Consider the following 11,446-nt stretch of genomic DNA (forward strand, 5'->3'; position numbering starts at 1 on the left):
GAACCTGCATGTGATGCGTACTGCGTGCGCGATACTGGGATTGAACCAGTGACCTCTTCCGTGTCAGGGAAGCGCTCTCCCGCTGAGCTAATCGCGCGGGTGTGGATCTCTCCGTACGTGCTGGAAGATCCAGTGGACGATACTGGGATTGAACCAGTGACCTCTTCCGTGTCAGGGAAGCGCTCTCCCGCTGAGCTAATCGTCCTTGGAGGTGGAGACGGGATTTGAACCCGTGTAGACGGCTTTGCAGGCCGTTGCCTCGCCTCTCGGCCACTCCACCAGGAGTGCAGGGGTTCGGGAAGATCCCCTGTTTCCATCGAGCGGACGACGAGGCTCGAACTCGCGACCTCAACCTTGGCAAGGTTGCGCTCTACCAACTGAGCTACGTCCGCTTGTCGTTTCGGTCCGCTCTCGCGGCCCGGCGACGAGTTGAACTCTAGCGGATTCCCGGGCCAGCACAAAAACGCGTTTGCGCAGCGTGCTGCGCTGCACCTGCTCGCGTACGTGGTCAGGGCCCCCGAAGGGACATGCCCGGACCACCTTCACGACACCCGCCCTAGACTCGACTGCGTGCTCGACCTCCCTCCTCTCGCCCGCTTCGGTGACCGCGTCGCCACCGGACTCCTCGACGTCACCAGCGATCCCGCGGCCCTCGACTCCACCGGTTTCTGGGCCGTCGTGGCGGACTTCGAGGGCCGCCTGACCTGCGCCCGCTTCCGGGACGTACGAGTGGAGCCCGTGCCCGCCCCGGTGCCGGGGGAGTGGCGGGGACCGGCGGCCGGTGACTGGACGTCCTCCCTCGACCGCGGGGCGTACACGGCGGGTGTGCGCCGGATCCGCGAACACATAGCGGCCGGCGAGGTCTATCAGGCGAACCTCTGCCGGGTGCTCTCCGCGCCCGTCGCGCCCGACGCCGACGTGGACGCCCTGACCGCGCTGCTGGCCCGCGGCAACCCGGCACCGTATGCAGGAACGATCCGGCTGCCCGCCCACGGGGTCGAGATAGCCACGGCCTCGCCCGAGCTCTTCCTGCGGCGCGACGGCCGTGTCGTGGAGTCCGGGCCGATCAAGGGCACCGGACGCACCGAGGCGGACCTGCTGGAGAAGGACTACGCCGAGAACGTGATGATCGTGGACCTGGTCCGCAACGACATCGGGCGTGTCTGCGCCACCGGCAGCGTGAGCGTTCCCGATCTGTGTGCCGTCGAGAAGCATCCGGGGCTCGTCCATCTCGTGTCGACGGTCCGCGGCGAGCTGCGCGCCGACGCCGGCTGGCCCGAACTGCTCGGCGCGGCCTTCCCGCCCGGATCGGTCACCGGTGCGCCCAAGTCCAGCGCCCTGCGGATCATCGAAGCCCTGGAGACGGCGCCCCGCGGCCCGTACTGCGGCGGCATCGGCTGGGTCGACGCGGACCAGACGGCCGGTGAGCTGGCGGTCGGCATCCGCACCTTCTGGATCGACCGGGCCGAGGGCGTCCTGCGCTTCGGGACGGGCGCGGGCATCACCTGGGGCTCCGACCCGGAGGCGGAGTGGCGGGAGACCGAGCTGAAGGCGGCCCGACTCCTCGCGGTAGCGTCGGGGACGTACCAGGTGAGTGGAGAGGGACTACAGACGTGAAGATCTGGCTCGACGGCGGGCTGCAGGACAGCGAGTCCGCCCGCGTCTCCGTCTTCGACCACGGGCTGACCGTGGGCGACGGCATCTTCGAGACGGTGAAGGCGACGGACGGGAAGCCGTTCGCGCTCACCCGGCACCTCGACCGGCTGACCCGCTCGGCGCGCGGCCTCGGCCTGCCCGACCCCGACCACGAGGAGATCCGCCGCGCCTGCGCCGCCGTCCTCGAGGCCAACCCGATGCCGCTCGGCCGACTGCGCATCACCTACACCGGCGGCCACGGCCCGCTCGGCTCCGACCGCGGTGAGCACGGCCCGACCCTCGTCGTCGCCCTGGGCGAGACCAGCCGCCGCCCCGATTCCACCGCCGTGATCACGGTCCCGTGGACCCGCAACGAACGCGGCGCCCTCACCGGCCTGAAGACGACCTCGTACGCCGAGAACGTCGTCGCCCTCGCCCGCGCCCACCAACACGGCGCCTCGGAAGCCCTGTTCGCGAACACCGTCGGCCAACTCTGCGAGGGCACCGGCTCGAACGTCTTCGTCGTCCTCGACGGCGAGATCCACACCCCGCCGGTCGCCTCCGGGTGCCTCGCGGGCATCACGCGCGCGCTCGCCGTCGAGTGGACCGGCGCCAAGGAGACCGACCTGCCGCTCGACGTCCTGGAGCGCGCGGACGAGGTCTTCCTCACCTCCACCCTGCGCGACGTCCAGGCCGTGCACCGCGTCGACGACCGCGTACTGCCGCGCACCCCGGGCCCGGTGACCGCCAAGGCCATGCGGATCTTCGACGAGCGGTCCGGGAACGACCTGGATCCGTGAGAGCCCGGGAAAACAGGCTGCCAAGGGGCGGGTCAGGCGGGTAGAACACCCCTGATGACCACGACCCTGCGGCCGACCGAGCCGCTTCAGCGTGCCGAGGACGGGACACGTTCCCGTCGCTACCAGGTGTGCGTGAACAGCCGGCCCGTCGGTACGGTCCGCCTCGGCACCCTGCCCCAGTTCGGTGACTTCATGGCCCGCATCCTCGATCTGCGCATCGAGGAGCCGGACCGCCGCCGGGGCCGGGGCACGGTGGCCGCACTCGCCGCGGAGGAGGTGGCGCGCGGCTGGGGCTGCCGGCAGATCGAGGCGCTGGTGCCCGCCGACGCCGAGGCGGCGCTGCGGCTCGTAGCAGCGCTCGGTTACGTGCACCGCAACCGCGGCATGGAGAAGCAGATCGGCGACACACCGCCGCGGCTGCCGGCCGGCAGCCGGGCCCGTCCCATGACCGAGGCCGAGTTCGAGGCATGGCTCGCGGCTGAGATCGACGGGTACGCGCGCGTGTGGATCGAGCGGGGCGTGCCCGAGTCCGAGGCGTACGAGATGTCCCGGCGCGGCCACGCGATGCTGCTGCCCCGGGGGCTCGCCACCGAGGGCATGCGGTTCAGCGTGCTGGAGCACGACCGGACCCGGGTGGGCACCCTCTGGATGGCGCTGACCGACGGCAAGGCCTACGTCTACGACGTCGAGGCCGACGCCGCCCACCGCGGACAGGGACACGGCCGCACGCTGATGCACCTGGCGGAGACTCAGGCGATCGGCGCCGGCCGGAGCGCCCTCGGCCTCAACGTGTTCGCCGGCAACACCCCGGCCGAGCGGCTCTACGAGTCACTCGGCTACCGGACGACGCAGTACGTCCTGTACAAGCCGCTGCTCTGAGCGGTTGCCGAGGACCGCCGACCCTCGGCAGCGCCCCCGAAGGGGCGCGGGGCCGTGCCCGATGTGCGGCTCCGCCGCAATGGGGGTCCCCCCGCTCGAGCGAAGCCGAGAGTGGGGGAGCGACCAGCCACGACGGCGCCGCAGACGACAACACGTGGCTCCGCATCCCGCGGAGTGCCCGGGCGCCGGTCAGGCGTCCTGCCCGGCCAGCAGCCGGTCCACGATCTCCTCGATCCGCTCCCGCAGCCCCTCCTGGCTCTTGCCGCCGTCCAGGCGCTGACCGTCGACGACGTACGTCGGGGTGCCGGTCACGCCGATCGCCTTGCCCTCGGCCTGGTCGGCGTCGACGATCAGGATGTGCCGGCCGTCGATCAGCGCGGTGTCGAACTCCTCGGCGTCCAGACCGAGTTCGGCGGCCACCTCGACCAGGAAGGGTTCTCCCTTACGGCCCAGCTCCTCGACCCGCGCCAGCACGGCCTCGGCGTAGGCCCAGCCCTTGCCCTGTTCGAGGGCTTCCTCGGCGGCCTGCGCGGCGGCGAAGGCGTGCTTGTTCTTCTCCAGCGGGAAGTGCCGCAGCCGCAGCTCCAGCCGGTCGCCGTAGCGGGCGCGCAGGGCACGCAGATCGTCGAGGGCGCTACGGCAGTCCGGGCACTGGAGGTCGCACCAGACGTCGAGGACGGGCGCGGCGGTAGGCGCGGGGGAGGAGTCGCTCATGCCGTCAGTCTCCCAGCTCGGACGCGGTCGACCCAATCGGACCCCGGCCTCGGTGACCTGCGCCCGGGACCCTGATCCCCACCTGGGGGAGTGCCCCGGACCGGCACCTTCGGAGGAGCCGACCCGGAGATGTCCCTGATGTCCGCCCGGACCATGGCCGCACGAGGTCCGGGCGGTGCAGGATGGAAGGGACGAAGTGCCCCCTGCCCGACCGAGCCCTGCCTGGAGGACCGGATGATTGCCGAGACCGTCTGTTCCGCCGTGTCCGCGGCCGGCCTGGGCATCGCGGTGGTCACGGCCTACCGCAAGCGCTTCCTCGCGGCCGCCCGCATCGCCGCCTACTCACTCGTCCCCATCGGTCTGGTGATGACCGGCACCGTGCAGTGGCTGGCGGACACCGCCTTCAGTCCGACGGCCTGGGCGGGCTTCGGTGTGCTCGGCGCCGCCTGGCTGCTGTTCTCCAGCACGCGCGCGGTGGAGCGTCGCCGGGGCGGCGCCCGCAAGGAGCGCAGGGAAGCCAGGGCCGCGGGGCAGCGCGAAGCGGTCGCTCCGACGGCTTCCGCGCCTTCCCTGGGCCCGGGGGCCCGGCCGGCGACCCGGCCCGCGAGCGCACCCCGCACCGAGTCGGCGGACGACTTCAGCGACATCGAGGCCATCCTGAAGAAGCACGGCATATGACCCGCGCATGACGACTGAAACGACACAGTGGATCAAGGCTGTGACGTGAAGTGATCACGACCGGAACCGGACTTCACGGGATCCGGCGAACTGCCGGTCATTCCGCGCGTGTTGAGCGCACCGGACGTACGGAATGCGCCATCATCGCCGCGAGATGCTGGACACGGAACACGGCGATTCCGCGCCGCCGAAGGATGAGCCGCGCGGATGCCTCTTCGCCCTTTCCCAGCCACCGCTGATGATCTTCCTTGCGGTGATCGGGTGTCTGCTGCTCATGGCGTCGTTGCACGACCTGCTGATGCTGTGAGCCGTACCCGTGGTCCCCGGCGACACCCGCGGGGGACCACGTCGACATCCCTGTCCGGCCAGGCCCTGGGCCCTGCCTAGCCCGCCGCCTCCTTGCGCCGTGCCCGGTACGCGGCCACGTGCAGGCGGTTTCCGCAGGTACGGCTGTCGCAGTAGCGGCGCGAGCGGTTCCGGGAGAGGTCCACGAACGCACGCCGGCAGTCGGGGGCCTCGCAGCGGCGCAGCCGCTCCTGCTCACCGGCCACCACGAAGAAGGCCAGCGCCATCCCGCAGTCGGCCGCGAGATGGTCGGCGACGGAGGCGCCGGGCGCGAAGTAGTGCACATGCCAGTCGTAGCCGTCGTGGTCCGTGAGGCGCGGAGTGGTGCCCGCGGCGGCGACCAGCTCGTTGATCACGCCGGCGGCGGTCCGGGCATCGCGCGCCGCGAAGACCGAGGCGAACCGGCCGCGGATCTTGCGCACGGCCGAGAGGTCGAACTCCGAGAGCGCCCCCACATCGCTGATGTCGTGGGTTCGTACGAAATCCTCGAGAGCCGCGACGTCGGGCAGTCCGTCCGGTGCCGCGTTGTCCTCCGGTGCGGTGTTCACCAGATCCACCACGGTGTCGAGCGCGCACCGGGTGTCGTGGGTGATCAGCACGTTTCGCTCCCTGGCCTGGGGGTCGGGCGGACGCCCGCCTCATGCTGGCCGATGTTAGTGGCTTGCCGCCCGGCTGCGGGCGGTCGTGCCACCAGGCACCTTCCCCCTGCCCCGCCGCACACACCGGCGCCGCCCCACGACTCGATCGCGGCGGCGGCGCTGATGCGTACCGTATGCAGTTGTTCTGGCCCGAGCCGTCTCCCCGAGTCGACGGCGCCGGGCGGCTTCGTGGTGCCTCGCCCTAGCTCTCCGCCAGGATGTGCGAGAGCTCCTGGTCGAGATCGAAATGCCGGTGTTCCGTGCCGGGGGGCACGGCGGCGTCGGTTCGCTTCAGGAAGGACTCCAGTGCCCGCGCCGGGGCTTCCAGCAGGGCCTCGCCCTCCGGGGAGCTCAGCGCGATGCACACGACCCCCTGACCGTGACTGCGCGACGGCCAGACACGGACGTCGCCGGTGCCGGTGGGCCGGTGCAGCCCCTCCGCGAGGAGGTCGCGGGCGAACACCCACTCGACGGTCTCCTCGGCTCCGGTGTGGAAGGTGGCGTGCACGGCGTAGGGGTCGGCCGTGTCGTACCGCAGGCCTGCGGGGACAGGCAGGGAGGACTCGCTCGACACAACGAGGCGCAGGTGCAGCTCGCAGCTGACCGTGGTGTTCATAAGCGCCAGGGCCTTTCGCTCAGTGTGCGCTCGGGGATTCGCACGTCGGCGAAATCGACATGCCACCTACGGTGCCGTTGTAAACCCCTCTGAGTGTTTTGCGTGCCTTTACGTAACTCTTCCGGCCCATGGGTCGTTCGTGAGGTACGGCCATTCCGGTGACTGGTTTCCGCTCGGTAAAGTAAGGTAAAGTTTGGCCGTATGAATACGGGGAGTAACCGGACCGAGGGACTGCCGGGCGAGGCCACCGTGGCATCGGACGAGACGAAGCCGGACGGGACGCAGGGCGAGCACGGCCTCGGCTCCAAGGCGCCGGCGTTCATCAAGAGGCGTCGCGCCCTGCATCTGAGCTGGCAGGTCGGGGTCTTCGTCGTCGGTCTCGCGGTCGTGGGCGCCGGCATCGTCATGTTGCCGCTGCCCGGGCCCGGCTGGGTGGTGATCTTCGGCGGCATGGCCATCTGGGCGACCGAGTTCGTCTGGGCCCAGCTGGTGCTCCGCTGGACGAAACGCAAGGTCACCGAGGCGGCCCAGCGAGCCCTCGATCCCAGGGTGCGGCGCCGGAACATCACGCTGACGGCGATCGGTCTCGTGATCGTGGGCGTGCTCGTCGGGATCTATCTGTGGAAGTTCGGCGTCGTGATGCCCTGGAAGATCAAGGAACAGTGATCCGCGCGGGCGGCGCGAGCCTCGGCGGCCGCCGCTTCGTGCTGGTCACAGGCACCCCCTGACATGGGGTAATGTTCTTCCTGCGTCCGGGCGATTAGCTCAGTGGGAGAGCGCTTCGTTCACACCGAAGAGGTCACTGGTTCGAACCCAGTATCGCCCACCCGGATCGGCGGCCCGTCTGCGAGAGCAGGCGGGCCGCCGTCGTGTGAGCCCCCTCGGACGGGTCCCGTACTCCGGTGAGTTTCGGCCGGGCAACGTCCGTGCACGGATGGCCAGTTGATGTCCGGTCCGTCGAGCGCACGCCTCTCACCTGCGACATCACCCCTCTCGCGGCGCGTTCTGATGCCGATGTGCCGTCAACCCGTCGGGGCGCCCGGTAAGAAATTCCTGTCCGAATCATTGACGCACCCCGAGGCCCTCCGTAGCTTGTGGCGGCAAGCGCTTACTTGAAACGATTCATGCAGCTGGCAATGATGCCGGGGAGGGGCCCGACTGTGGGAACCAGCAGGAATGTTGAGAGGCGTACGATCCTCAAGGCCGCCGGGGCGTCGGCGGCCGCGCTGGGCCTGGCCGCGACCACGGGCTGCGGCGGCGACAGCGGCACCTCCGCCGACGGGACGGTGACGATCCGTTACTCGTGGTGGGGTGCCGAAGAACGGGCCAAGAAGATCAACCAGACCATCGGGCTCTTCGAGAAGAAGTACCCGAAGATCAAGGTGAAGACGGACTTCCAGGACTACGTCTCATTCTGGGAGAAGTTCCAGACGCAGGCGGCCGGCGGAAATCCCCCGGACGTTTTTCAAAACGCCGTCACTTTCCTTAGGAAGTACGACAAGAGAAGCGTCCTGCTCGACCTGGGGTCCCAGATCGACGCGGGTAATCTCAGCCTCGACAACTTCCGTGCGGGTGTCACCAAGGTGGGCGAGGTCGACGGCAAGCAGCTCGGCATCCCCGTCGGCTCCAACACCATGGCGCTGGTCATCGACAAGAAGGTCTTCCAGAAGGCGGGCGTCGAGCCGGCCACGGGCTGGACCTGGGACGACTACTTCAAGGCCCTCAAGACCGTCCACGACAGGACCAAGGTGCCCGGCGACACGGGCTACTTCAGCATCATGTACCTGTACGACCTGTACCTGCGGCAGAACGGAAAGGCGTTCTACACCAAGGACGGCCTCGGTTTCGACAAGGCCGATCTGACGGAGTGGTGGCAGGACGGCTACAGCCGCGTGAAGGCCGGCATCATCACCGACCCCAGGACCGTCGAGCAGGACCGGCCCAAGTCGTCCCTCTCCGCCGGGCACGGGGCCTCGGAATTCACCTGGGACAACTTCACCGTCCGCTACACGGCCGAGGGCAGCAGCGAGTACGGCCTCGCGCCGATCCCCACCATGGACGGAAAGCACACCGGGCAGTACCTGGCCTCGCTGATGCTGAGCGCCTCCGCGCGCACCCAGCACCCCAAGGAGGTCGCCCAGTTCATCGACTTCATGGTCCACGACCCGGAAGTCGGCAAGATCATGGGCTACGACCGGGGCATCCTCGCCTCGACCCAGCAGTACGACGCGTTCAAGCCGACCGACCCGGTCAACAAGGAGATCGCGCAGTACGAGGCGGACACCGCCAAGGCCGGCGTCCTCGGCACGATCACCCCGCACCCCTCCGGTGCCGACACCATCGAGGCGGCCTTTCTGCGCATCGGCGGCGACCTGGCCCAGGGCAAGACGAAGCCCTCCGCCGCGGTGAAGCAGTTCTTCGACGAGTCGCAGGCCGCCTTCCAGGCGTAGGCGCTCCGCTGGGGGCGCGGTGGTCGTTGAGTTTTGTCTGCTGCGCCGTCGTGGCTGGTCGCGCCCACGCGGCGGAGCCGCATATCGGGCACAGCCCCGCGCCCCTTCGGGGCGCTGCAACCGCAGTCACCTTGCCTGGAACCGATTGGGAAGCACCGTGACGCTCGTCAAGGAATCACCGCCCGCCGCCCGGAGGGCCCGCTCTGCCGCCCCAGCCGCCGTCAAACAGCGGGGGCGGCGGGAGAACCTCGCCGGTTACCTCTTCATGTCCCCGTGGATCGCGGGCTTCCTGCTCCTGACCGCGGGCCCCATGGTGGCCTCGCTCTACTTCGCGTTCACCGACTACAACCTCTTCAACACCCCGAAGTGGGTCGGTCTCGACAACTTCACCAGGATGTTCGACGACCCCCGCTGGCAGAAGTCGGTGGAGGTGACGGCCAAGTACGTCGTCATCGGCACCCCGCTGAAGCTGCTGCTCGCCCTCGGGGTCGCCCTGCTCCTCGCGCAGAGCCGCCGCGGACAGGCCTTCTACCGGGCCGCGTTCTACGCACCCTCGCTCATCGGCGCGAGCGTCTCGGTCGCCTTCGTCTGGCGGTCGATCTTCTCCGACAACGCCGTCGTCGACCGTGCGATGTCGGCCTTCGGCTTCCACGTCGGCGGCTGGGTCGGCAACCCCGACTGGATCCTCTACTGCCTGGTCGCGCTCACCGTGTGGCAGTTCGGCGCTCCCATGGTCATCTTCCTGGCCGGGCTCAAGCAGGTGCCCAGGGAGCTGTACGAGGCCGCCGAACTGGACGGCGCCGGGGCCTTCCGCAAGTTCTGGAGCATCACCCTGCCGATGATCTCCCCGGTGCTGTTCTTCAACGTCCTGCTGGAGACCATCCACTCGTTCCAGATCTTCGGCTCGGCCTACGTCGTCTCCAACACCTACTGCGGACCGGCCGACGCCACGCTCGTCTACACCTGCTACCTCTACCAGCAGGGCTTCAAGAACGCCCAGATGGGCTTCGCCTCCGCGATGGCCTGGATGCTGCTGCTCGCCGTGGCCCTGGTGACCGCCGTCCTGTTCTGGTCCCAGAAGAAGTGGGTGCACTACGAGAACGACACGGAGGACGCCCGATGAGCGCCACCACCCCCGCCGCCCCGAAGCCGCTCGGCGGTCTCGGCCGCAAACGCGCCGGCTCGCTCGTCTGGCACATCGGCTCGCTGCTGGTCCTCGCGGTCGTCCTGTATCCCGTCGTCTGGGTGATCGGCGCGTCCTTCAAGCCGAGCAAGGACATCATCAACAGCCTTCAGCTGTTCCCCGCCCATCCCGTCCTGGAGAACTTCAGGGGCCTGGCCGACGGCATGGCCGACATCTCGATCTGGACGTTCTTCCAGAACTCCCTCCTGTACGCGGGCGGTGCCGTCGTCGGCATCCTGATCTCCTGCTCGCTGACGGCGTACGCCTTCGCCAGGATCAGGTTCGCCGGCCGGAACCTGCTGTTCTCGCTGATGATCGGCACGCTCCTGCTGCCGTATCACGTGCTGCTGATCCCGCAGTACGTGATGTTCCAGAAGCTGGAGCTGATCAACACCTATGTGCCGCTGCTGCTCGGCAAGTACCTGGCCACGGAGGCCTTCTTCGTCTTCCTCATGGTGCAGTTCATGCGGAACCTGCCGAGGGAGCTGGACGAGGCCGCACGCATCGACGGCTGCGGGCACCTGCGGATCTACTGGTCGATCGTGCTGCCGCTGTGCCGGCCCGCGCTCATCACCAGCGCCATCTTCACCTTCATCAACGCCTGGAACGACTTCATGGGCCCGCTGATCTACCTGAACGAGCCCGGCAAGTACACCGTCTCCCTCGGCATGATGATGTTCCGCGACTCCGACGGCGTCGCCGCCAACTACGGCGGCCTCATCGCGATGTCGCTGGTCGCGCTGCTGCCCGTGCTGCTGTTCTTCCTCGCCTTCCAGCGCTATCTGATCGACGGAATGGCGACCTCCGGACTGAAGGGCTGAGGCGGTCACCATGGCCGGAGTGCGGGTCAAGGCACGCAAGGAGTCGGTGTTCGCGGAGCGGTTCGGGGTCTTCGCCGAGTGTCTGCTCACCGGGGTGTGGATCGCGGTGGCCTCGTTGGGAGTGGTGACCTTCCCGGCCGCCTTCGCCGCCGGGGCGCGGCATCTGCGCCGTCGCACGGGCCATGAGGGCGGCGGCCGGCGTGAGTTCGCCTCCGACTTCCGTACGGCCGTGCGGGGCGGGTGGGTCGCCGGGCTCGCCGGGTGGCTCGCGGCGGGCGTGGTCTGGGTGGACGTCCAGGCCGTGCGGGCCGGGCTGCCCGGGGGGCCGTTCGTGGGGGCCGTCGGCCTGTTCGCCCTGATCGGACTCGTCGTGGCCGGGCTGCGCGCGGCGGCGGTGTGGGAGCCGGGGGCGCTCTGGCGGACGCTGCTCGCCGAAGCCGGCCGCCGTACCGTCCTCGATCCCGCCGGATCCTTCCTGCTCGTCGGCGGAGTGGTCCTCGTCGTCTGTTCCGCCCTGCTGATCGCGCCCCTGGCGGTCCCCGTCCTGGGGGCCGTCGCGGCCGCGGCCGTCGCCGTGGAGGAGCGGTACCGGCGCCGCTGACGAGCGGTGCATTCCCGCAAAGTCGGCGCCCCAGGCGCCCGTACCTCTCCCTGTCATGCCCCTGACCAACCGCACGGAAGAAAAAT

13 protein-coding genes and 5 tRNA genes are annotated in these 11,446 nt (G+C 69.3%); 11 read left to right on the forward strand and 7 right to left on the reverse strand.

Annotation, left to right across the window (positions count from 1 at the left end):
* Positions 1-25: 25 nt before the first annotated feature.
* The 4 genes from ABT254_RS10380 to ABT254_RS10395 form a co-directional block, all read right to left on the reverse strand.
* Positions 26-97: transfer RNA gene (locus ABT254_RS10380), tRNA-Val, on the reverse strand.
* A gap of 36 nt (positions 98-133) precedes the next feature.
* A tRNA-Val gene (locus ABT254_RS10385) sits at positions 134-205 on the reverse strand.
* Between the two features lies 1 nt (position 206).
* A tRNA-Cys gene (locus ABT254_RS10390) sits at positions 207-280 on the reverse strand.
* A 39-nt stretch (positions 281-319) separates the two neighbouring features.
* Positions 320-392 (reverse strand) — tRNA-Gly (locus ABT254_RS10395).
* Between the two features lie 178 nt (positions 393-570).
* Between ABT254_RS10395 and ABT254_RS10400 the strand changes: the two genes are divergently transcribed.
* Genes ABT254_RS10400 through ABT254_RS10410 form a run of 3 tightly spaced genes read left to right on the forward strand, consistent with a single transcriptional unit; the run spans position 571 to position 3,314 of the window.
* Complete coding sequence (locus ABT254_RS10400) at positions 571-1,617, forward strand: chorismate-binding protein (protein ID WP_351466489.1); 1,047 nt, start codon at positions 571-573, stop codon at positions 1,615-1,617.
* Positions 1,614-2,435, forward strand: a complete 822-nt coding sequence (locus ABT254_RS10405; RefSeq protein ID WP_351466491.1) for an aminotransferase class IV — start codon at positions 1,614-1,616, stop codon at positions 2,433-2,435. Before ABT254_RS10400 ends, ABT254_RS10405 begins: the two co-directional genes overlap by 4 nt.
* Before the next feature lie 54 nt (positions 2,436-2,489).
* Entirely contained in the window at positions 2,490-3,314 is an 825-nt protein-coding gene (locus ABT254_RS10410) for a GNAT family N-acetyltransferase (protein WP_351466494.1), read from the forward strand.
* A gap of 189 nt (positions 3,315-3,503) precedes the next feature.
* On the opposite strand, the gene ABT254_RS10415 is transcribed toward ABT254_RS10410, so the two are convergent.
* On the reverse strand, positions 3,504-4,028 hold the full coding sequence (locus tag ABT254_RS10415) for a DsbA family protein (protein ID WP_351466497.1): 525 nt from the start codon (positions 4,026-4,028) through the stop codon (positions 3,504-3,506).
* 234 nt (positions 4,029-4,262) lie between these two features.
* Here ABT254_RS10415 and ABT254_RS10420 point away from each other — a divergent pair, with 234 nt between their 5' ends.
* Entirely contained in the window at positions 4,263-4,706 is a 444-nt protein-coding gene (locus tag ABT254_RS10420; RefSeq protein ID WP_351466500.1) for a hypothetical protein, read from the forward strand.
* Between the two features lie 154 nt (positions 4,707-4,860).
* Positions 4,861-5,013, forward strand: a complete 153-nt coding sequence (locus ABT254_RS10425) for a hypothetical protein (protein ID WP_351466502.1) — start codon at positions 4,861-4,863, stop codon at positions 5,011-5,013.
* A gap of 76 nt (positions 5,014-5,089) precedes the next feature.
* On the opposite strand, the gene ABT254_RS10430 is transcribed toward ABT254_RS10425, so the two are convergent.
* Both ABT254_RS10430 and ABT254_RS10435 read right to left on the reverse strand, forming a co-directional pair.
* Positions 5,090-5,650 (reverse strand): CGNR zinc finger domain-containing protein, encoded by a 561-nt coding sequence (locus ABT254_RS10430; protein ID WP_351466504.1) that lies wholly within the window; start codon positions 5,648-5,650, stop codon positions 5,090-5,092.
* A gap of 241 nt (positions 5,651-5,891) precedes the next feature.
* Positions 5,892-6,305 carry an SsgA family sporulation/cell division regulator gene (locus ABT254_RS10435; protein ID WP_004002642.1) on the reverse strand — a complete coding sequence of 138 codons (414 nt, stop codon included), beginning with the start codon at positions 6,303-6,305 and terminating at the stop codon, positions 5,892-5,894.
* Between the two features lie 201 nt (positions 6,306-6,506).
* Between ABT254_RS10435 and ABT254_RS10440 the strand changes: the two genes are divergently transcribed.
* From ABT254_RS10440 to ABT254_RS10465, 6 genes are all read left to right on the forward strand, one after another.
* Positions 6,507-6,971, forward strand: coding sequence for a TIGR02611 family protein (locus ABT254_RS10440; RefSeq protein ID WP_351466507.1), 465 nt, complete (start codon positions 6,507-6,509; stop codon positions 6,969-6,971).
* Positions 6,972-7,059: 88 nt separating this feature from the next.
* A tRNA-Val gene (locus ABT254_RS10445) sits at positions 7,060-7,131 on the forward strand.
* A gap of 334 nt (positions 7,132-7,465) precedes the next feature.
* Positions 7,466-8,755, forward strand: coding sequence for an ABC transporter substrate-binding protein (locus ABT254_RS10450; protein ID WP_351466509.1), 1,290 nt, complete (start codon positions 7,466-7,468; stop codon positions 8,753-8,755).
* Between the two features lie 157 nt (positions 8,756-8,912).
* The gene (locus ABT254_RS10455) at positions 8,913-9,878 is read left to right on the forward strand and encodes a carbohydrate ABC transporter permease (protein WP_351466512.1); all 966 of its coding nucleotides are present in this window, start codon (positions 8,913-8,915) and stop codon (positions 9,876-9,878) included.
* Positions 9,875-10,759, forward strand: coding sequence for a carbohydrate ABC transporter permease (locus ABT254_RS10460; protein ID WP_351466515.1), 885 nt, complete (start codon positions 9,875-9,877; stop codon positions 10,757-10,759). The genes ABT254_RS10455 and ABT254_RS10460 overlap by 4 nt, the downstream gene beginning before the upstream one ends.
* 10 nt (positions 10,760-10,769) lie before the next feature.
* The gene (locus ABT254_RS10465; RefSeq protein ID WP_351466517.1) at positions 10,770-11,360 is read left to right on the forward strand and encodes a hypothetical protein; all 591 of its coding nucleotides are present in this window, start codon (positions 10,770-10,772) and stop codon (positions 11,358-11,360) included.
* Positions 11,361-11,446 lie beyond the last annotated feature (86 nt).

It is taken from the genome of Streptomyces sp. NPDC001137, from assembly GCF_040298885.1.
Classification (GTDB): Bacteria; Actinomycetota; Actinomycetes; order Streptomycetales; family Streptomycetaceae; genus Streptomyces.